A 22,393-nucleotide genomic window follows, 5' to 3' on the forward strand; every position below is an offset into this window, starting at 1 on the left:
AGATCAATTGCTCCGTCGCTTGCTCCGTTACAGCTTACATTCCATCCTCCCGCGTAGGTAACAGCAGTTGTTGAGGCTGTCAAAACAGGTGGTTCGGTAAGGGTGATAGTCTGTGTGTTTGTACATCCGTTCGCATCCGTAATTGTCACAGAATAAGTTCCGGCGGTAAGTCCGCTGAGATCTTCTGTTGTCGCTCCATTATTCCATACATAGCTGTATCCCGGGGTTCCACCGCCAACAGTCAGATCAATTGCTCCGTCGCTTGCTCCGTTACAGCTTACATTCCATCCTCCCGCGTAGGTAACAGCAGTTGTTGAAGCTGTCAAAACAGGAGGTTCGGTAAGGGTAATAGTCTGTGTGTTTGTACATCCGTTTGCATCCGTAATTGTCACAGAATAAGTTCCGGCGGTAAGTCCGCTGAGATCTTCTGTTGTCGCTCCATTATTCCATACATAGCTGTATCCCGGGGTTCCCCCGCTAACAGTTAAATCAATTGCTCCGTCGCTTGCTCCGTTACAGCTTACATTCCATCCTCCCGCATAGGTAACAGCAGTTGTTGAGGCTGTCAAAACAGGTGGTTCGGTAAGGGTAATGGTTTGTGTGTTTGTACATCCGTTCGCATCGGTAATGTTTACCGAGTATGTTCCTGCTGGAAGACTGGTTATATCTTCTGTTGTCGCTCCGTTGTTCCACGCATAGCTATATCCCGGGGTTCCGCTATCAATTGTCAGGTCAATTGATCCGTTGGCTAGCCCAAAACAAGAAATGTCAACAGGATTTATGGTGATCGCATCAGTAAATTGGGTAAGTGAAATTGTAATATCATTTGGTATGAAGGGGCATCCTAATGTATTTGTTGGAGTCAGTGTTAACGTGACCGAACCGGCAGCTATTTCATCTGCCGTTGGAGTATAAGAGAGACTCAACGATGCCGCATCAGGTGAAAAAGAACCTTCTCCACCTGACCATATTCCTGAATTGGTAGCACTCACACTACCAGACAGATTAAGGGTAGGGGCGGGGGTTCCGCAAATGGAAAAATCGTTTCCTGGATTTGCGATGATATCTGTAAAATATTCTACTACATTAATTGAAGTTGTTGCTCCCGGACATCCGGTAGCATCCATAACAGTCACTTGATATGTTCCTGCGATCATTGCGGTAACCTGATCTGTGGCGTTGTTATGGACATTGATCTGATTAAAACCTCCCGGGCCTACCCATGTATAGGTGAAAGGGGCGACACCTCCTTGAGCGGTAACTGTCACGGGAGTTCCGGTTGTTGTTCCGTTACAGATCGCAACATTTGGTCCCGGAATGGCGAATAAAGTTGGGTAAATTGAAACGGTGGTGGTATCGCAGAAGGTAGATGAACCGCACCCTCCCACAACGGTTCCACAGACCTTATACTGAATTTCGTTGGGGTAATTAGGCTGTGGGGTTACCACAACCGAAGAGTGACCTGTGTAAGTAACTCCGGATGTTCCCGGCTGACTTCCGGATAGATTATTTAAGTAATTATTGTACTGGCCAGAGCTTCCCGGAGAGATAGAATTCCAGGTAATTGTAGATGTTTGAAGTCCCGTTACAGATAAGGTATCTGAACACCCGTCAGCGGTAATTATATCGCCAGATGTCAGAGGAGCCGGAACAGAAGTGATAGAATATGTATTGGTATTATTTCCTACTTTACAATATGAGATTAGATGAGGACCTACACCGTCTAAACAAATCGGAGCAGATCCGGAAGGAACAGGTATATTTACACAGTTTATTTGATAATACAGCGAGCCGCCGGGGTTGGCCCCCGAAGCAACATTAAAAATAATTCCTTCTGCCGCTGGATCCAGAGTAATGGAAAGTTCTATACAATTTACTTGATTCGTACCTCCACCACAGCAACTACCATTCCTTACTACTGCGGGACTGACCCATGTGCCGGAAGGATTTCCCGTTAAATCTATTGTGAAAAATGGGGTGTTATTTGTACAATTAACCTGAGAATAAAGAGATTTTCCTATAAAAAAGATAACAATAAAAAGATAGAGATATCTCATAAGAAGTAATTTTTTAGGTGAGAAGTTTTTGGTGTAACTCTAATAATTTAAACGTAAAAAAAATTATAAGGTTGCTTGTATTCACGGCTAAAGATATAATAGTATTGTAACAAATCGGGAGAAATTTTGAAAAATTTATAAGGCCCTTAAACCAGGCCAATCCCCACTTGGGGCAAGGGAAAGAAATAATGATATGGTTACGAATACTTTGCGAATAAACTTAAAAATTCACCGTCTTCAATAATTTATTCTTCGTGGTACATATGTGTTGAAATGGCAATTCTGTTCCAGGGATCGGAAATCTTATTTTCGGGGTGAATTGGATTTGAAAGATAGTGAAGAATGTTTATCGTTTGCGAGTATATTCTTTAACCATTGTTAGCATACGGTTTTTATTTCATAATGAGAAAGTCTCCTGGTGATGGCCTCAACTCTATATCATTTAATTTTACTTCAGTCCAGTATTTTTTGTCGTCAGATTCATGGTCTTCTATCAGCCGAAATTCAGAAGAGGGTGTTTTAGTAGCTTGTTCAGGAATCATAATAATCTTCAAGTCAGGGTTTATTTGATGTTGCATTCCTTTTTTCAACCACTTTATGGCGTTATCAATATTTCTTTTGTCACTTATTAATTCCGAAGTGTTATTAAACCTGAATTACCAGGGAAAAGAGTCATAGGCGTTTATTTCACTGAAAAATCCAGGTATAATCAAACGCTCACCGGTTTTAGAATTTATCCACGAAAATGAATGCGATATGAGAAATTTACTCCATGCTCAAAACTCACGCTCAATACGGAATAGAAAAGGAACTTAGAGTGGGGGAGAGTAAGAGAAGAGTACAAAAAAGAGTATTTGACACCCGTTGAATATTCTTTTTCTTTTTGTGAATCTTATTTATCCGAAAAAGAAAACGAAAATGTACTTCCTGCTCCATATTCACTTATTACGGATAGTTCCCCTCCCTGTGCTTCAATGAATTCTTTACTGATACTCAATCCTAACCCTGTTCCTTCCTTTTTAGTCCCCGGAACGCGAAAATAACGATCAAAAACTTTCGATTGATAGCGCGGTTCAATGCCTTGTCCGGTATCGGTTACTGAAAACATAATTTTGTTACCTTTCTTGCTGACATCAATGAAAACGGTTGAGTTTTCATAGGAATAATGAATGGCGTTGGACACTAAATTTGTCAGTACCCAGGATGTTTTTTCACCATCTGCCATAACGGATGTTATTTCCGGATCAATTTGAACAGCAAGTTTGATGTTTTTTTGCTCAGCAGCTGAATGATTCGTATTCACTGCATAATCGATTATCGAGTGCACTTCCGTAACACTCATCTTTATTTGAATTGAACCACTTTCAACCTGTGTCATGTTCAGCAATTCACCGGTTATTTTCAACAAGCGGTTTGTATCTTCGCTTATCCCGTTGAGCAGGTATTGTTGTTCTTCATTCAAGGTTCCTATTTGCTGATTTTCCAGTAACTGGATTCCCATTTGAATAGAAGCAATCGGTGTTTTAAATTCATGCGAAACAGTTCCCATGAAATTCGTTTTGGCTAAATCTAACTCTTTGAAAGGAGTAATATTTCTCAGGAGGATGACTTGCCCGATAAATTGCGTATTACGTTCACCGGTCGGAACGATGTTGATGTCAATTACTTCTTTTTCAAAATAACTTTCCTTACCGTCTGCATAGATCTTTAACGGTTCCGACTTCATTGTTTTCTGTTGCGGTTCGACCACTTGCTTTACAATATCGCGAATTAAATCATTCACAATTGCCATGTCCTGTATTTGTTTTCCGACAAAATCAGAGTGCTTTAACCCTGTTATCTTTAGTGCTTCCTCGTTTACAAATAATACGACTCTGTTTTCATCAATACCAATTACAGGATCGTGCATATTGTCAATTAATGCCTCAATTCGCTTTTTACCTTTTATAATTTTATCCAGTTTACTTTCCGAGTATTCTTCCAGTTTTTCAGCCATGCTATTGAATGATCTGGCTAATTCTCCAAATTCATTGTGGCTTTCAAAATGGACCCTTTTCTTATAATTTTGATTGGCAATCTCTTTGATACTTTCTGTCAGTTCTTTTATCGGGTTGGAGATGTTGGAAGGAAGGTTGATTAGTAGTGTAAATGCAATGATGAAACAAAGTGTACCGGTTACAGGAATCCACAAAACGGCTTTATCGGCAGTGTCTACCGCTAATTGACTTTTTCGCTGAATCGCCTGCATGTTCATATTCATGATCTGAAAAATTCCTCTTCGAATTTCAGGATAAACAGAACTGTCTGTCAGGTTTGATTTTAAAATTTCAAACTGTTTTCGCAACTCCCCGGTAGCTTCTTTTTCTCCTATCTCCGTATTGTTTTGTTCCTGGAGATGGAGGTTTTCTTCAAATTTATTAATCAGTTGTTCCGCATTTTTATCCAGTGCTTCAAGCATGTTTCTTGAATATTCAAGTGAATTGTAGTTCGCTATCAGAATATTTTCCGTATCTGCCTTTAATTCATTGACATATTTTATTCCTACGACACTTAATATGATAATAAGGAGAAATAACAGCCCTACACCCAGTGTTAATTTGGTTTTGATTCTCATTATGAAAGAATTATAAGGTCAATATTGTTTGAAGATAATTTTTTTAGTAATTCGTTGAATAAATTGGTTGCTAAAATAACTTTAAACAGGTTCAGGCGTGGTTTCCCGATACAGATAGTAGTAATTTTGCGCTCTTCGGCTTGCTTGATAATCGCTTTAGAGATCACCGGGCTTTCTATTTTGATGATCTCGGCACCTAATTCAGTTGCCAATTTTAAGTTATTAATCAAAAACCGCTGTTTATCCAGCGCTATTTTATCTGCGCTTTCTTTCGGAGTCTGGACATACAGAACATACCATTTGGAGTTGTAATAATTTGCCAGCCTGGCTGTTTTCCGGATGATATTTTTAGCTGTTTTGTCATTACTGCTGATGCATGCCAAAAATCGTTCGTGTTTGATGGTATTTGGCCGGGTAATTTCTGTTTCGACCTTTCGTTCTACCTGAGAAGCTACTTCTTTGAGTGCAAGTTCCCTCAATTGAAGGATGTGTTCACTTTGGAAAAAATTTTTAAGTGCCAGGTCAATCTTGGTAACATCATAAATTTTTCCTTCTTTGAGTCGTGTAATCAACTCATCGGCAGTAAGATCAATATTAACGACTTCATCTGCCTGCGCCAATATACTGTCAGGAATGCGTTCTTTTACTTCTATCCCGGTAATACTTTTAACTTCCTCGTTTAAACTTTCAATGTGTTGGATATTTACAGCTGAAATGACATTAATTCCAGCTGCAAGAATATCCAGCACATCCTGCCATCTTTTTTCATTTTTGCTTCCTTCAATATTCGTATGAGCCAATTCATCCACAATGACTACCTCCGGACGCAAATTGAGGATGGCTTGCAGATCCATTTCCTCCAGCTCTTTTCCTTTATAAAACAGTTTCCGTTTAGGAATCACAGGCAAACCGTCCAACAACTCATGTGTTTCGAATCGGTTATGTGTTTCAATAAAACCAATTTTCACATCAATGCCACTTTTGAGCAACTTGTGTGCCTCCTGAAGCATACGGTAAGTCTTTCCTACACCGGCACTCATTCCGATGTAGACTTTAAACTTTCCCCTTCTGGATTTTTTGATTAAGTCAAGGAAATACTGAGCTGCTGAATCTTTATGTGTCATTTAAAATGAAACTGCCAATGAAGTCGTTACAAAGAAGTTGTGATTGCTCGGAGCATTGTTCAGCATAAAGATCTGATCTTTGCTTGTGAATCCACGTCCTTCAATACGCCATATGAAGTACTTATTGATGTTATAATCAAAATTAATGGAATAACCCCATGTTTGAAATCCATTCGGAGTACCTGTAGCGATGATGGTACCTTTTGCATCGCTGTAATATTCTCCTCTGATTCCGATTGCCGTTTTCTCTGATGGTGAGATTCTTAAAATCGCAACAGGTGAATACCAGGGATTGTATTGATTGCTGCCTTTTGAGTTTTGTTGAATACCAATGTCAAAGCCAAGAGTTAAACCAATATAGTCATTAAACTGGAACATCCCATACAAGTTGTGGAAGTAACGCATTACACGTATGCTATCCGGTGCGTCGCTTCCGATAAACGAACTGCTGTTCAGGGTTAGTTTTTCATTGGGTTTCCAGGTTAACTGGTGACCAAACGCAGGTGTATTATTGCCGTCCGGACGGTAAACACGCTGCCATCCGTTCAGAATTAATCCACTGACAAACCATTTTTCGTTGTCGGATGTGTAAGAAATTTTTACCCCTGTTTCATAGTACGGAGAGTTATCCGCCATCAGGCTTCGGGTTAAATTCCAGCAGTCTTTCCCAATTGCGCTTTCAAATCCGATGTGAGAAGAAAAGATGCCGGCATCCAACCAGAGCTGTTTAGTTTTGGATAGTTTGAACCCGGCATTTGCTTCAAACACATTCTTGATGACTCCAGGTTCTGCCGCCAGGTTATCGTTGCTATACGTCCCTGCCATCAATCCTAAATTCGCTCTTATTTTTTTATTATCATACGAAGTTTTTATCACCCCGAAGTTCAGGTTAACCTCATTGTGTCGGTTAAATGAATAAACGAACGGTTGACGCACGTGATTGGAAGGGTTGGCAAAGTCATAGCTATAATATGTTTCCAGATAACCCGAAACGGTCAGGTGTTTGAATGTTTCTTTCTGTGGGTTGTTGTCATTGTGTAAACTGTCTAAAACCGCTTGTTTTACCTGATTGATAATTTCCTGACGTTCTGCTGTTGTCAAGCTCGTTGTTTGAGCAGTTGATCCATTGATTACTGAACCTGTGATCAAGAGAGCGACGACACATTTCATACTGTTTTTCATTGTTTTTTAGTGTTTATATGACCGTTTAATTTGTCTAATGCAAGGTTTAACTGAAGTACATTAATTCGTTCTGTTCCAAAGACTCCTAAGAAAGGAGCATCTGTATTTTCAGCAATTAGTTTGTGCAAATCAGATTCGTCAATTTTTCTTATTTTTGCGATGCGTTTAATCTGAACCTTTGCTGCCTGAACTGAGATATGCGGATCCAAACCACTGCCACTTGCTGTTACCAAATCTACGGGAATTTCAGATTTATCAATCGCCGGATTATGGGCTAAAAAAGTATCAATGCGGGCTTGAACTTCTGCCAGGTATACTTCATTAGAAGGACCTTTGTTACTACCTCCGGAGCCTGACGCATTATAATTTACGGCTGACGGACGTGACCAAAAATACGTATCTTCTGTAAACGATTGTCCGATATTGGCATAATATTTTCTGCCATCCTGTTCAATTACGGCTCCCTTTCCGGAGTTGGGAGCGAACTGTGCTATTCCCCATACGATCAGGGGGTAAATCACTGCAAAAAACAACAGCATTACGACTGTTAGTTTTATTGCGGGAAAAATATGTTTTTTCATTGTTTTATTTTTAGTGTTAAAAGAAAATCGAAACAATCAGATCAATCAGTTTAATTCCTGCAAAAGGAGCCACTATTCCTCCCAAACCAAATATAAACAGGTTTCTGCGAAGCAATGCACTCGCTCCGATTGGTTTGTAGGAAACCCCTTTTAATGCCAATGGAATCAGTAACGGAATTATAATTGCATTGAAAATTACTGCTGAAAGAATCGCGCTTTCGGGAGAATGTAAATCCATGATGTTTAATCCTTGCAGTGCCGGAATGGCTGTAATAAACAATGCCGGAATAATCGCGAAATACTTTGCCACATCATTTGCGATACTGAATGTGGTTAAAGTACCACGTGTCATCAGCAACTGCTTCCCGATTTCCACCACTTCAATCAATTTTGTCGGATCATTGTCTAAATCAACCATGTTTCCGGCTTCTTTTGCAGCTTGTGTCCCGCTGTTCATAGCGACTCCTACATCTGCCTGAGCCAGAGCGGGTGCATCATTTGTACCGTCTCCCATCATGGCAACCAGGCGACCTTCTGCTTGTTCTCTTTTGATGTAATTCATTTTATCTTCAGGTTTTGCTTCTGCAATAAAATCATCTACACCGGCTTTTTCGGCAATGTATTTGGCTGTCAAAGGATTGTCGCCGGTTACCATTACTGTTTTAATTCCCATTTTACGCAGGCGTTCAAAACGTTCCCTGATACCTGTCTTGATAATGTCCTGAAGTTCGATGACACCCAGCACTTTTTCATTTTCAGCAACAACCAAAGGTGTACCACCGTTTTCAGAAATGACTTTTACGACTGTTTCGACTTCCTTCGGAAATGCATTGCCTGCATTCATGACCATGTTTTTAATAGCATCTGTTGCTCCTTTTCGAATACGTGTTCCTTCAAAATTAATTCCGGAACTGCGTGTTTCAGCTGTAAATTTGATAAACTGAGGGTTTTTAAGATCATAACTAAGCGGATTGACCTCACTTAATTCGATAATTGATTTTCCTTCCGGAGTTTCATCAGACATGGAACTCAATACAGCAGCACGAATCAATTGTGTCTCATCAATACCATCTGCAGGGTGGAATTTTGTTGCTTTTCTATTTCCGATTGTAATCGTACCTGTTTTATCTAAGAGTAAAACATCAATATCACCGGCCGTTTCAACTGCTTTACCACTTTTAGTAATTACGTTTGCTCTCAAGGCCCTATCCATTCCGGCAATGCCAATTGCAGAAAGCAATCCCCCGATAGTCGTTGGAATTAAACAAACGAACAAAGCGATAAATGCGGCGATCGTAATTGGTATATTCGTATAATCAGCAAGTGGTTTTAAGGTAATGGTCACAATAATAAACACCAGTGTAAATCCTGCGAGTAAAATTGTTAATGCAATTTCATTCGGTGTTTTTTGCCGGCTTGCTCCTTCCACTAAAGCAATCATTTTATCCAGAAAACTTTCTCCCTGATTGGTTGTTACCTGAACGACGATGCGATCAGAAAGAACTTTTGTCCCACCGGTAACAGAACTTTTATCTCCACCGGATTCACGGATAACCGGAGCAGATTCCCCGGTAATTGCACTTTCATCAATTGTTGCCAAACCTTCAATGATTTCTCCATCGGAAGGAATCACGTCACCTGGTTCACAAATAAATACATCTCCTTTTTTCAATTTAGAAGAAGAAATTGTTGTTCCGTTTTGGAGTTTCGCAGGAGTTTCCTCTCTGGTTTTACGCAAGCTGTCTGCCTGTGCTTTTCCTCTCGCTTCTGCAATTGCTTCTGCAAAATTTGCAAACAAAAGTGTAAGCAACAGGAGTACAAAAACAGTAAAGTTATAAGCAAAACTCCCTTGATTTTGTCCACCAAACAATGTCCAGAAACTGACAATTAACATGATCGCGGTTCCTATTTCTACGGTAAACATAACCGGGTTTCGGAACATAACTTTAGGATTGAGTTTCACAAAAGATTCTCTTAGCGCTTCTTGCACCATCTTTTTTTGAAACAAAGAATTATGAGTACTCATTTTATTTTAAATTATTTAATGTCTATTTCATTGAAAAAAACTCTGCAATCGGGCCAAGTGTTAATGCGGGGAAGAATGACAATCCCGCTACGATAATGATTACAGCAAACGTCATCAGACCAAATGTCGCTGTATCTGTTTTCAGGGTTCCGTCTCCTTCCGGAATAAACTTTTTCTCCGCCAATAATCCTGCGATTGCTACCGGACCGATAATTGGTAAAAACCTGGAAAGAATGAGTACAAAACCAGTACTGATGTTCCACCAAACAGTATTGTCACCAAGTCCTTCAAACCCACTTCCATTGTTTGCTGATGCGGAAGTATATTCGTACAGCATTTCACTCAGTCCATGGAATCCTGGATTATTCAGAGAAGCTGCTGTATATTGTGGTAACGCAGCTGCTAACGCAGTACCAACAAGTATCAACAACGGATGCAATAAGGCGATGATCATGGCTATTTTTATCTCCCGTGCTTCTACCTTTTTACCCAAAAATTCTGGCGTCCTTCCCACCATCAACCCACTAATGAAAACTGCAAGAATGATAAATATGAAGAAATTCAATAGTCCTACACCAACTCCGCCATAAAAAGAATTGATCATCATCGCCAGTAATTCGTTCATCCCTGAAAGGGCCATTGAACTATCATGCATGGCATTGACGGAACCGGTAGAAATCACTGTCGTGACAATGCTCCAAAAACCCGAAGCAGGAGCACCCAAACGGATTTCTTTTCCTTCCATCGCTCCCAGAGAATTATCTATTCCCATAGCAGAAATGGCTTGATTTCCATTTGTTTCCATGTTGATGTTCGGAATTGCAAGCATGAGAAACCCGACTGTCATTACGCTGAAGATCATCCGGGAAAGCTTTTTTCTTCTTATAAAATGACCAAAAGCAAAAATCATGGCCATCGGAATAATAAGTTGTCCCACCATTTCCACCATATTTGAAAAATAGGAGGGATTCTCAAACGGATGAGCTGAATTTACTCCAAAAAAACCACCTCCATTCGTCCCTACATGTTTGATCGGAACAAATGCTGCTACCGGACCGGTTGATACTTCTACCGTATTTCCCTGAAGAGTGGTCATTGTATCCTTTCCTTCAAAGGTCATGGGGGTACCTTCAAAAACCAGTATAATAGCGATGATAAATGATACTGGTAACAAGATTCGGGTGCATGACCTTACAAAATAATCATAAAAGTTTCCAAGCGCCGATGTGGATTTATCTCTGAATGCCCGGAATAAAACTACAGCTGCAGCCATTCCGGTACCTGCGCTTACGAATTGTAGAAACATCAGCCAAAATTGTCCTAAATAGCTTAGTCCTGTTTCTCCCGAATAGTGTTGCAGATTACAGTTTACCACAAATGAAATAACTGTGTTGAAAGCTAAATCAGGTGACATACCTGGATTATTATCCGGATTTAAAGGCAGGCTTCCCTGGGTCATTAGAATAAGCATTCCAATTAAAAACCAAACCATATTAATTGTAAGCAAAGCGATCATGTGTTGTTTCCAGTTCATATCACTTTGTATATTAATACTGCTGATTCTATAAAAAATCCGTTCAACCGGATTGAAAACAGGATCGAGTAAGGTTTTCTCACCGGCATATACTTTTGCAATGTATTTACCCAATGGTATTGCCAGCAATACGGATAAAGTAAACATTACAATTATTCCTAAAATTTCTGTATTCATGTTGTGTATTTAAATTAATGTTGTTAATACCCATTCTATAAGTTTGATGAATCCCGTTATAACCAGGATGATTAAACTAACTCTCACAATTTCTCTCATCTCATCCAATTGTTTGTCGTTTTACACCCAATAATTCAAGGAGATAATCACTACAATTGAAAGGTAAAAGAGGAGACAAAGGATCCCGTATGGAAAAGAAAGATGTATCCTTGCTTTTTCGTCGATATTACCTTTCATCATTCGTTTTGGGATTAGAATTTTTCCGGTTTGAGTAATACATAACAGATGTATATAAATACGCCTATTGCTATGATAAATAATGCTGTCATCGTTTAATTTTCCAAGATTGTTTTGATGTATTCTTTCCTCAATTCAATGGGTAAAAAAGTCAGATGCTTTTTTAGGCTTGCGGGACTTTCATCCATTGATAATTCCCTTAAAAACTCGTTTTCGATGGCGTTTCGTGTATATTGATTGCTGCTTTGGTAAAGCATCGAAACCACTTTTATTATTTCGTTGGCAGTGTCTGTATCAGCTACATTTGTCGATTTAAAATATTCGATACATACTTCCGCCAACTTTTTCAACACACTGTAATCTGATACTGCATCTTGCTCACGGAAGAGCTCTTCAAACCACTGTTCGGATTCAGGAATCCATTCCTGAACGGTTGTTATAATTGTTGTCTTCATAAATGTTATATATGTTCGAAAAAATCAATAGCCTTTCGGAATAAACCGAAACAAGCTACTCCTGCAATTATTAAAATGATTGTTACCATGTTGATTATTAATTTGTTGTTAATTTTAGTATGCCACCAAAAACCATTATTACAAAAAAAGCGATCAGTAATAAGTGTTGAGATTTCAGCCATTTAGGAAATGTGTCTGATTCCTTCGGCTGTTTGCATTGAACGTTTTTTGCTTCCATTTTTACTTGAATCGGATTGGAGAGAACTCGTTGACTGAATTACATCCCGGATGAATAAATCTGCTTGCAATACTCTGCTTTGAGTTGATTGGGAAACAGATTAATGTATTCTCTTCCCCAGCTGTAATTCATCTCCAATAACTGAGATAGGGGAAGAATAAACCTGTTTGAAATAATGTTACGGGTGCTGTTACTACCTTTACTGAATAATTGCTCTACTTTTTCATAGAGGTGAATTACTTTGTTTTTTTGTCCTTGAAAAATTGCCTGAAGTGCTTCAGATTCTAATGCTTCAATTTTTCGGATTTCATCATTCTGTTTCATGTCGTACTAAATTTTTTATTTGTTTTCTCTATGCCAAAACATATTCCAAAATCAAACAATGTACATTTAATTATTTGAAAATAAATGATTTGAAAATGAGTTGCAGGAAATGTAAAGGACTGGACCTTATCATTTTGATAGGGTTGTTCTCAGAATGAGAGGAATGGGTATTCAACTGGTAGCTGAAATGTATTGTTCCGATCAAAAATCGTACTATTGCTATATCCTATTATTTTAAAATCAGATGAAAAAAGAAGGTAATTCATTAAAAAATAGATTGATAATCTACTTGTTTGCATTTCTGGGTATCCTATTCATTGTCTTTTTTATGACGAATTCCAGTTTTTTCAATTGGGTCTTTGAACGGCATCAAAATCAGCTGAGTTGGTACATTCGACCACTTTTTCTGATTCCTTTTTGTTTTTTCGCATACCAGAAAAACGGGCCGGGAATGGCCATAACAATCTTCTGTTTGTTTACAAGTATGTTTTGGTTTCCTAAACCAGAAGTCGTGAGTAATGAAGTATTGGAATTTTTAACATTTGAAAAGGAGTGGTTAACCGGGGAATGGAGCTTGTATAAAGGACTATTCGTATTAACCATACCCCTTTCATTTACATTGTTAGGTATTGCATTTTGGAAAAGAAGTCTATTATTGGGATGTGGAGTCATTGTACTAATGGCAACAGGAAAAATGATCTGGAGTATTGGGAATGGCGGTGAGTCGGGGAAATCAGTTCTTTTGCCTGCAACAATAGGTTTGATCATGTGTGTCCTATTGGTGTATATTGGATATAAAAAGTCAAGTAAACGCAATCAATAAGTTTGTAATAAAAGGAGCAAAACCGCGATTGATTTATCGTACGTAAATTATCGATCAGTTCTCTTACCATTTCTTCCGTTTAAAATAGATAAATGTACTAATCACGATAAGTGTCATCACACCTAAAATGATAAAGTAACCATACTTTTGGGTAAGTTCGGGCATGTAGCCAAAATTCATTCCATAAACACCTGCCAGGAATGTAATCGGGAGGAAGTAAACTGAATAGATTGCCAGCAGCTTCATAACCTGATTGGCTTTTTGATCTGAGAAAGCTAAAAACATTGCAATCAGGTTGGCTGCTTGTGAATTCAGGTGTTCAAAATCTGCAATTACATCTTTGTATGAATCGACAAGATCTGTGATTTCACTTTCTGCGAGGTTTAATGTCGTAAAGTTTCGGACCCATTCTCCTGAAATATTGAGCAATCTGGAACTAAGTGCCGCTTTTCTTTTTACTTTGTATAAACGTCTGATCATATGGGAAGAGCGTGTGTTTTTAAGAAAAATCTCATTCTCCAGACGATCCATCTTATCCAATAACTTTTTGTTTTCATCATCATAAGATTTGATCACTTTTAAAGCAAGGTTCAAAGCGATTCTGTCGGGGGTGATTTGTTCTTTTGTTTTGCTTAATTCCCGTTTATATTCATAGATGCTGTTGTTTTTTATCCGGTGAATGGTAATGATCACATCTTTCAAGATGAAAACACTCAGTTTGGTACTGATATCACTAATTGTATTGAGATTGTGCCGATCAGTTTCTGTATATTCTCTGGTGAGGAAGAACTTAACATTTCCCTGTTCTTCAAATTTTGGAAGGTGATTCGGTTCCATCGTATCGTCCAACAATAGCTTGTTAATCGCGTACTTTTCAATTAAATGTTGAATATCTGCTGTATCTGGAGTCTCTACATCAATCCATTCACAGATTTCATTTTTGAATAGTGTTTGTATTGCCATAATCGGAGTTTTTTTTGTTCATTGGGATTAAAAAAGGTTGTATTCTTCAATTTTGCGATACAGCGTTGCAATGCCAATTTCCATTAAACGAGCAGCTTCGGCTTTGTTTCCGCCGGTATAGTTTAATACTTTTTGGATGTGCAGTTTTTCTACGCTTGCCATTGAAAATGCTGAAAGAGCTTTATTCGTACCTTCGTTTCCTGTTTGAATATCTACTGGCAAAGTTTCAATATCCAGAACGTCTGTATCCGTAAGAATAACACTTCGTTCGATGACATTTTTCAGTTCCCGGATATTTCCTTTCCAATGATTGTGTTTCAAGGCTGTAATAAACCGTTCTGTCAGGATCAAAGGTTTTCTGTTCATTTTTACCGCAAAATGGTCTGCAAAATGGCTTGCCAGCAAAGGGATATCCTCTTTGCGTTCCTTTAGAGATGGTAGATGAATACTAAACACAGATAATCTGTAATAGAGGTCACTCCTGAAATGCCCTTGTTCGATTTCTTCTTCTAAATTTCTGTTCGTGGCGGCAATAATTCTGACATTGACCTTAGTGGGTTTGGGATCTCCAATTTTTAAAAATTCTCCTACTTCAAGCACCCGTAAAACTTTTGCCTGCAATTCTATGGCCATTTCCCCGATTTCGTCCAGGAAGATCGTTCCTTTATCTGCTTCTTCAAATAACCCTTTTTGGTCTTTATTTGCCCCCGTAAATGCTCCTGATTTATGTCCGAAAAGTTCATTTTCAAGCAAGTCTTTACTAAAAGCAGAACAGTTAATTGCAACAAAATTGTAACTGTTCCGATTGCTCGCCTGATGAATTGCCTGGGCAAAAACTTCTTTGCCTGTTCCGGTTTCTCCTGTTAATAAGATGGTCGTATCCGTTTTAGACACTTTCTGAGCCAGTTCAATCACATTTTTAAGCGTTTTTGACTTCCCTATTATTTTATCAAAGGAGTGCTTTTCCTCTAATTGTCGCTCCAGTTTCTGAATACGCTTTGAAAGCGTTGCTTTTTCGCTGGCTTTGTGGAGAAGTGGAATAATTTTGTTATTGTCATCTCCTTTTGTTATATAATCAAAGGCTCCGTTTTTTATCGCTTGCACCCCATCGGGGATGTTACCGTATGCTGTTAGTAGAATAATCTCAACGGAGGGATGCTTTTCTTTAATCCGTTTAGTGGCTTCAACTCCACTACCATCCGGAAGCTTTACATCGCACAAAACAACATCAATTTCTGACATTTCTAATCTTTTAAGACCGGTTTTGATATCAGAGGCCTGAAAAACTTCAAAACCTTCCAGGCTGATTATCCTGGAAAGAAGTACACGAAGCTTATCTTCATCGTCTATGATCAATACATTCATCATGATGTCGGGCATTTGACTACAAATCTAATATAAAAAAGAAGGTAATTATCCCATCTCATGCAGTAACGGGCATGTAATTTTAAGATTCATTTTAAACCACGAAAGAAATTTACTTTTTCTCAAAACTGAAAAGAAAGTAGCGTAGAGTGGGGGAGAGCGGGAGAAGAGTACAGAAGAAAACGAGTATTCAAACTTGCCTTACATACTCGTTTTCTTTTTGATGAACCAAAAAAGGAGAAATTTCGAACTTTTTGATGGAAGATTTGGAACAGATTCGACAAACAAAATGATTCCCTTGTAAGGGGTTGAAACTCCAGATTACTTTCGTTTATGAATCATAACAGTTTGAGAATATCTTGTTCGTGACAGTCTTTTTATGCTTTACGTACTTTTTCAAACAATTGCAGTAGTTTTTCAACTCCATTTACAGAGTGCATCAGTTCAGTATTGTCCAATGTGTCTTTTGTTACTTCTGCGGTTCTTTCCAACATTTGTTTTTCGTAATATGAAATGGCTGTTTGAATGTCTTGAAACGCATTGCTTGTCAAATTTTCGGCTAATTCAAAAGCATCTTGCATTGCCTGATTTACGCCTTCTCCTGCATAAGGAGGCATGCGATGTGCTGCATCCCCAAGCATTGTTAAATTTGGCAAAGTTGTCCAGGTTTGATCTAACGGAAAATGATATTGCGGACGTGGCACGAACCAGATTTCATCACTGGCAAAAAGTTCTTGCCACTGGTCATCCCACGAAGCAAATGCTACCTTAAACCAATTAAGAACTTGTTGCTTGTCATTGAAATCTATATTACTTTCCTGCATCCAATTTTCGGCAACCTTACAGCCTGTGTAAAAAGAAAGACTACCTTCTCCTTTTACACTTAAAATGATCGTTTGTTCATTTCCGAGGGCGAAAATTTTACCACCTTTTGCGAGTTCCCAAAGTTTCGGTGCATTTTTTTCTGCGTTGTAAATGTTGCCTTCAACAATGGTAACACCTGAATAAATTGGTTGAATATCTGTAAGGTATGAACGGATTTTGGAGTTTGCACCGTCTGATGCGATTACAATGTCGGCATACGCGGAAGTTCCGTTTCTGAAATTTAAGGTCCAACCTTCGTCTTGTCTTTCCATTGAAAGAAAATGACAGTCCCAAACAATCGTTTCAGAGTTTAGTGAGTTGATCAGAATATCACGCAAAGGCGCCCGGTCAATTTCCGGACGGTTTTCTTGATAATCGTTTTCTATGGCATGGTCGTCAATTTTGATAAAGGCATTTTTGTCTAAAACTCTTAATCTTCCTGCATTTGGGCGATAATTGACCTCAAACTCGTTCATTAAATTTGCCCTGCGAAGTGCTTCCAGACCCGATGTTTCGTGTAAGTCCAGTGTAGCACCTTGTTGGCGAACATCTTTATTTATATCACATTCGTAGACTTTAACATCAATGCCTTTTAGTTGTAGAAGTTTTGCTAATGTTAATCCCCCCGGACCACCGCCAACGATTGCTATTTTTTTGTTGTTTAGTAACATGCTGTATCATTTTTAAATTATGATACAAAATTACTTTGGGTCAAGGGTTGAAAATTGTATAAATCGGTCGTTCTCATTTTTTCTTAATTCCTTGGGCAACACACCTGCTAATCGTTTAATTTCTTTAATAAAATGAGATTGGTCAGTAAAGTTTTGTTGTGGAAATAATTTGCCTTGTTTTATGTGTTCAAATGAAGAACGAAAGCGAAGAATGCTGCAATAAGTTTTTAATGAAAGTCCGAATTGTTGATTAAAATAACGGTTGATTTGCCGGCTACTCCAAAATACCTTTTCTGAAAGTTCTTTGACAGTAATTTCTCCGTTTGAGGAATAAATGAAATCAAACAATTTTTGTTTTCTACGGTCAATTTCCTTTGGCAGAAGCGACTGAATCTTTTGTGTTGCTTTTATACAAAAATTATCAACGTTTTTTAGATCATCCGCACTAAAATCCCAAAAGTGATCTGATAAACTTTGTGCATTGTTCAACAAATTTGAAATTGTATTTTGAAGAATATACTCGGTTGCAAGTAGTTTAAAACTGATTGCAACTATTTTTGTTCCGGCTGTTAATATGGTATTGTCGGGGTGTGTTCCAAGCCCTAAAAGGATCGGGGGAAAATGTTCTTTTTCTGATAGCGTAAAAATCAAGTCAATTCGCCCGTCTGGTAAGACAATAATTTCTTTGTCGCTTTCTGACAAGTTTTGTAAAGACCAAAAACTATCTACAAAGGCGTCAAGCGTTTTGTCGGGGTTGATCTGTTTGTATTCAAAGTCACTGTTCATTGCATGGTTTGTCCATTTGCTAAGTGTTGATAAAATTGCTACGGACTTGTTTATTACGAAAATAATACGTTTTGGGGTTTTACCAAACTGCTGTTATCGGCTGTTCTTCTTTCGTCATTATAGTTTAAACTTTTCAAATGTCTTTCCGTTAAATTTATAGGCGCCATTTTCATGTGTTCCAAGCCAAAGGTCGCCATTGTTGTCTGTGTAAATGCTGAATAAAGTAATGTTTTTTAAATTATCTTGAATTGGATAGTGCGTGATTTTTGTTCCATCATATTTCCAAACTCCATCACGATACGTTACAAACCACAAATTATTCTCGTTGTCTCTTACCGTTGAAAGATACTCATTTAGATCAATTGTATTTTTCCCATCTAAACTGCCTATGCTTTCGTGTCTTGTATAAAATTGATTGCTTTTTAAAGTTGTGCTGTCGTAAATACTATAACGGTTTTCGGTATTGAACCAAAAGTCGCCATTTTTGTCTTCCGTAATGGATCGCACTCCATTTGCCCCTCCATCTCGAAATTCGGTCACATCTTCTTCTGTAATCCATTCGAATGATTTCCCATCGTAACGACATACTCCAACTGGGTTTGTGCCAAACCAAATGTTTCCTTTTAGGTCTCTATAAATACTATAAACTTCAAATGGATTGTTTAGATTTGGTGGCTTTGGAATCGTCAATTCATACAAGGTATTTCCATCAAAGCGGTAAACTTTTTGTTTGGCTTGATAAGAATTTTTTATCCACAAATCATTCGCTTCAAGTTTCCATTCATTACTTGGGATTGCTCTAATATTGGTAAATGATTTTCCGTCAAACTTTGTTATTGTAGAGTTTGGGTTCATACCTGCGAAATATATGTTACCCGATTTATCTTCTTTTATATCATCAACTCTATCACTATACAAACCGTGTTTTGTTGTGTAATTTATCAAAGTTTTACCGTCGTATTTGTACACTCCCGTTTCCCAACTGCCAAACCAGTAATTGTTCTTCGTATCCTGATAAACTAGCATTATGTTTTTACCAAGTACTTTGACTGTGTCTCCGCTTGAAATTAACGGACTTGATTTATCTGAGGTTACAGATTGAGTTGTCTGTCCATTGCACGAAGTCAAAAAGGTCAGTATGCTAAAAAATAAAAGGATTCTTGTTTTCAATGTCTGTTCGTTTTATGTCTGCGGTGTCGTTTGGTAGAGTTACCGATAACGGTTCGCGGCTTTGCGAAGGCGGGGATTTGCAGCACTAAACTTCATTAGGTACACAAAGCTTCAATCTAGTACTTCACTTACATAGAAGCACGCCCCCGCTTTTACAAAACGGCTGTTAGCACTTGGTTTTTTACTTCCACAGTTCTTCAATTTCGGCATTAGTTAAGTGTCCGATTATATTTAGTTCTATTTTTTCGGATTTTGCGTCAAAGTTGACTTCAATTTTTTCTCCATGCAGAAAGTGAAACCAAACTTGACCTAATTCAAATTTCTTTTGTTCCCCCCACAACTCGTCATAATTTCTTTCGTCATTTTCATAATTATAGTCATCTGAAAAATAAGTTGTTTCAACAATTTGAATTGAACAGGGCTTATATAAACACATTGCGGATTCACTTGCAAAAAGTGTCTTTACTGAGTCGATTTTTACTGTATCAGAATTATGCTCACAAACTACAAGTCCTAAGTCTTTGTCAGATTTGTTTTTGAATGTAATCGTCCCACGATTTGCATTCTGTCTCGCTTGCATTGTAAATGCAGCGCAACAACATCCAGGTCTTAATACATATTCTTGTCGGTTTTGAAATTTAGCTAAAAAATTCAATGTGTCTTTTCCGATTATAGCGGTGCATTTGTCAAAATTGTCATTTAGTCTAATAGTCTGTGTTAAGGTGTCTTTTCCCCAAAACTTTGTTCCATTTATGTCAAAGTAAATGCTGTCAAACTTTTCAAAACTATTGTCAAAAAAATGCCTTTCAATTTTAATTGTTGCTGTTTGTCCGAAACTGTTTAAAAATGTTCCGATTGTCATTGTCAATATATAGATTATTCTTTGCAATGTCGTCTTTTTAAAATGAGTGCTAACGTTTTGGCGCTTGGCGCAGTGGCGGATTTCGGAGCATAAAACTGTCAATACACCACAAAAGTTGATGCGTGGTAGAATGTTCAATTAACCACGTCACCCGCCATTGAGCCAAACGCCTGTTAGCACCAGTTTTTCTTAGTCCCATTTCCAATGTGTCGTAAAATATTGTCCAAGTTCTTTCGTCAAATATTCAGCCGCCTTAATTTTTCCTGGTTCATCAACTTCAAGGGATTGTGCAGGAAACGATTTTCCGAGGTCGATATAGTAATATCCTGTCCCATATGAACTAGCTAATTCCAAATCAATTAAGGCTTGTGTTATTTCACTGTTAGTTACATATGTTACAACGTAAGCCCAACCACAACCACCAACATCTCCTTTTTCGTTAAATACTCTCTCACATTCTGCATATGAAATTTCAGATGCAACTTTAATCGCATTTTTTACTTTTTCAATTGTTTCTTGTTTTACTTTAATTTTAGAAAGTTTTGGTATTGCATTTAATGGTAAATCATCTAGTTTAATTGTATCTGGGTCTTTGTCGAATTTAGATAGCTCTTCAATTGATAATATGTAAGTGTTTGCAATGGTTGTCAAATTATATTCAGTTCCATAATTTGTAGATTTAGAATGATACAAGTGTTGTATATGTTCAATTATATCTTGAACGTCTTCATTTGTTTTTACCAATACAATAATCTTTGAAAACTTAAACTCATCGTTGTCCGCATAAAATGGCAAACCTGCAAATTCAAATTTTTCTTCTAAGTCAGCCCACCGCCATTCTCGTTCGTGTGTCCAGTCTATGCGTTTATGAGTCTTAATACTTGTATATACGTATCTATACATTTCTTTTAGCCCAATTCCGCAATCTGAGGACAAGGTTCTCAGTCCGATTCCGAAATGTTTGTCTCCTTTAATAGCTTCTCTATGTATTCCGCTAAGTCCATAAATTACCGGTCTTGCTCCTGCTTCAAATAACTCATTCTTTAAGAATGCAATACCATATGGTTCAATATAATTATCGTTGTTTCTGTCTTTGGAATATTCAATTAGTGCATACAGAGGCATTTCAGTAAAACATACTGCTGATTTAGGACCATATATTGTGGGATTTCCATTTCTGTATGACCAACCACTTTTTATAATACCATCGTGTAAAATTTTCTTTAATACACCCATTGCCCCAGCGTCAGATTCTAATCCATAGGCTTCTTCTGCGTGAATGTCTGTTTGAAACATAGGCTCACCATCAAATTTAAAGTTGTCAGGAAACTCAATATAATCCATTGTTTCTTCCCAGTCTCTCGAAAACTCTAAGGGGTCATTTTCGGAATTTCGCTTGTGAACAAAATGTATAATCCAATCTGTAATATCGTGTCTGCTCATTATGTTTTCTGTGTCGTTCTAAAATTGGTGCTAACTTATTTATTGACGAATATAATCATTTTCATTAAATTTTTAAATTTCGTTTTAAGTGGCATTAAAACAATGCGTTATATGTAAAAAAAGTTACGTATTTTTAGTTGTATTTATTTAACAAAACCTTCGCCTTTTATGACAAATATCTTTAGAAAATTAACTTTTCAGGAAACGCTTCACCGAAATCAAACGATAATTTTGCGTTCATTTCCCTATGATCTGCAATTACTGAAAGAATTTAGAAAAACGTTCCCGTCAGCAAAATGGTCACGAACGCATAACGCCTGGTAAGTAAAAGATTCAACACTTTACCGATCACGACTAAAGCTTCCTCTCCCTGAGATTGGCGACGTCTGGTTGTCTAAATTATATGAACACAATAAAACTGAATTTCTTAAATTTTGAAATGAGCTTACCCAAAAGGCATTCATCGAAAGGAAAAAAAGATAGATACGTTCACTTCCCAAAGAGTCTCAAACCACTTTACCTGGATTATTTAAAAGCCTACCAACCATCGATTTATTTGTTTGAAGGACAGTTTTCCCAACAATACACTGTTAGAAGTGCCCAATCTGTTTTTCGTAATGCAATGAAAAAGGCCGGGATTAACAAAAGCTCAGGAATTCACGGTTTGCGCCATTCCTACGGCACACATTTACTTGAAGCAGGAACAGATATGGTTTTTATTCAAAAATTACTGGGACACAATAATATCAAGACGACTGAAATTTATGCGAAAGTTTCCAATAAGACGCTTTCTAACGTTCAAAGTTCATTGGATACTTTATGTCTTAGCCCCTTAAAGAGTTGGACTGAATTTATAAAACAATTTAGTAATATCTTTAAGAGTAATGAAAAAAGCAA

18 protein-coding genes and 1 pseudogene are annotated in these 22,393 nt (G+C 37.8%); 2 read left to right on the forward strand and 17 right to left on the reverse strand.

Annotation, left to right across the window (positions count from 1 at the left end):
* The 10 genes and pseudogenes from H9Y05_RS15550 to H9Y05_RS15595 form a co-directional block, all read right to left on the reverse strand.
* Window positions 1-2,057 (reverse strand): annotated as a pseudogene (locus H9Y05_RS15550) (SprB repeat-containing protein); the annotation flags it as partial.
* 892 nt (window positions 2,058-2,949) lie between these two features.
* Window positions 2,950-4,671 (reverse strand): HAMP domain-containing sensor histidine kinase, encoded by a 1,722-nt coding sequence (locus tag H9Y05_RS15555; RefSeq protein WP_216714802.1) that lies wholly within the window; start codon window positions 4,669-4,671, stop codon window positions 2,950-2,952.
* Window positions 4,671-5,795, reverse strand: a complete 1,125-nt coding sequence (locus H9Y05_RS15560; RefSeq protein ID WP_216714803.1) for a sensor protein KdpD — start codon at window positions 5,793-5,795, stop codon at window positions 4,671-4,673. Before H9Y05_RS15560 ends, H9Y05_RS15555 begins: the two co-directional genes overlap by 1 nt.
* The gene (locus H9Y05_RS15565; RefSeq protein ID WP_235992236.1) at window positions 5,796-6,977 is read right to left on the reverse strand and encodes a porin; all 1,182 of its coding nucleotides are present in this window, start codon (window positions 6,975-6,977) and stop codon (window positions 5,796-5,798) included.
* The gene (locus tag H9Y05_RS15570) at window positions 6,974-7,558 is read right to left on the reverse strand and encodes a K(+)-transporting ATPase subunit C (RefSeq protein ID WP_216714804.1); all 585 of its coding nucleotides are present in this window, start codon (window positions 7,556-7,558) and stop codon (window positions 6,974-6,976) included. The genes H9Y05_RS15565 and H9Y05_RS15570 overlap by 4 nt, the downstream gene beginning before the upstream one ends.
* A gap of 16 nt (window positions 7,559-7,574) precedes the next feature.
* Entirely contained in the window at window positions 7,575-9,584 is a 2,010-nt protein-coding gene (gene kdpB, locus H9Y05_RS15575; protein ID WP_216714805.1) for a potassium-transporting ATPase subunit KdpB, read from the reverse strand.
* A gap of 22 nt (window positions 9,585-9,606) precedes the next feature.
* Window positions 9,607-11,295 (reverse strand): potassium-transporting ATPase subunit KdpA, encoded by a 1,689-nt coding sequence (kdpA, locus tag H9Y05_RS15580; RefSeq protein ID WP_216714806.1) that lies wholly within the window; start codon window positions 11,293-11,295, stop codon window positions 9,607-9,609.
* Window positions 11,296-11,546: 251 nt separating this feature from the next.
* Window positions 11,547-11,624, reverse strand: coding sequence for a K(+)-transporting ATPase subunit F (kdpF, locus tag H9Y05_RS16620; protein WP_163491373.1), 78 nt, complete (start codon window positions 11,622-11,624; stop codon window positions 11,547-11,549).
* Between the two features lie 3 nt (window positions 11,625-11,627).
* A complete protein-coding gene (locus H9Y05_RS15590; RefSeq protein ID WP_216714807.1) occupies window positions 11,628-11,987 on the reverse strand; it encodes a DUF7674 family protein in 360 nt (119 codons plus the stop codon).
* 277 nt (window positions 11,988-12,264) lie between these two features.
* Window positions 12,265-12,549 carry a DUF7674 family protein gene (locus H9Y05_RS15595; RefSeq protein WP_163491060.1) on the reverse strand — a complete coding sequence of 95 codons (285 nt, stop codon included), beginning with the start codon at window positions 12,547-12,549 and terminating at the stop codon, window positions 12,265-12,267.
* A gap of 511 nt (window positions 12,550-13,060) precedes the next feature.
* Here H9Y05_RS15595 and H9Y05_RS16430 point away from each other — a divergent pair.
* On the forward strand, window positions 13,061-13,372 hold the full coding sequence (locus tag H9Y05_RS16430) for a hypothetical protein (RefSeq protein WP_235992237.1): 312 nt from the start codon (window positions 13,061-13,063) through the stop codon (window positions 13,370-13,372).
* Between the two features lie 63 nt (window positions 13,373-13,435).
* Here H9Y05_RS16430 and H9Y05_RS15605 read toward each other — a convergent pair whose 3' ends face one another.
* The 7 genes from H9Y05_RS15605 to H9Y05_RS15635 all read right to left on the reverse strand — a co-directional run bounded on the left by H9Y05_RS15605 (window position 13,436) and on the right by H9Y05_RS15635 (window position 21,496).
* Window positions 13,436-14,335 (reverse strand): CorA family divalent cation transporter, encoded by a 900-nt coding sequence (locus H9Y05_RS15605; protein ID WP_216714809.1) that lies wholly within the window; start codon window positions 14,333-14,335, stop codon window positions 13,436-13,438.
* A 27-nt stretch (window positions 14,336-14,362) separates the two neighbouring features.
* A complete protein-coding gene (locus tag H9Y05_RS15610) occupies window positions 14,363-15,703 on the reverse strand; it encodes a sigma-54-dependent transcriptional regulator (protein WP_216714810.1) in 1,341 nt (446 codons plus the stop codon).
* Between the two features lie 374 nt (window positions 15,704-16,077).
* Window positions 16,078-17,235, reverse strand: a complete 1,158-nt coding sequence (locus H9Y05_RS15615; RefSeq protein WP_216714811.1) for an FAD-dependent oxidoreductase — start codon at window positions 17,233-17,235, stop codon at window positions 16,078-16,080.
* Between the two features lie 30 nt (window positions 17,236-17,265).
* Window positions 17,266-18,021, reverse strand: a complete 756-nt coding sequence (locus H9Y05_RS15620) for a helix-turn-helix domain-containing protein (RefSeq protein ID WP_216714812.1) — start codon at window positions 18,019-18,021, stop codon at window positions 17,266-17,268.
* Between the two features lie 117 nt (window positions 18,022-18,138).
* Entirely contained in the window at window positions 18,139-19,191 is a 1,053-nt protein-coding gene (locus H9Y05_RS15625; protein WP_216714813.1) for a ligand-binding sensor domain-containing protein, read from the reverse strand.
* A gap of 181 nt (window positions 19,192-19,372) precedes the next feature.
* A complete protein-coding gene (locus tag H9Y05_RS15630; RefSeq protein WP_216714814.1) occupies window positions 19,373-20,053 on the reverse strand; it encodes a hypothetical protein in 681 nt (226 codons plus the stop codon).
* Between the two features lie 189 nt (window positions 20,054-20,242).
* On the reverse strand, window positions 20,243-21,496 hold the full coding sequence (locus H9Y05_RS15635) for a hypothetical protein (RefSeq protein ID WP_216714815.1): 1,254 nt from the start codon (window positions 21,494-21,496) through the stop codon (window positions 20,243-20,245).
* Between the two features lie 403 nt (window positions 21,497-21,899).
* Here H9Y05_RS15635 and H9Y05_RS15640 point away from each other — a divergent pair.
* Window positions 21,900-22,393: tyrosine-type recombinase/integrase (locus H9Y05_RS15640; RefSeq protein ID WP_216714816.1), on the forward strand; the 494-nt coding region annotated here is incomplete at its 3' end.

Origin of the sequence: Taishania pollutisoli, assembly GCF_014518315.1 — a bacterium.
In the GTDB taxonomy this organism is placed as follows: Bacteria; Bacteroidota; Bacteroidia; order Flavobacteriales_D; family Crocinitomicaceae; genus Taishania; species Taishania pollutisoli.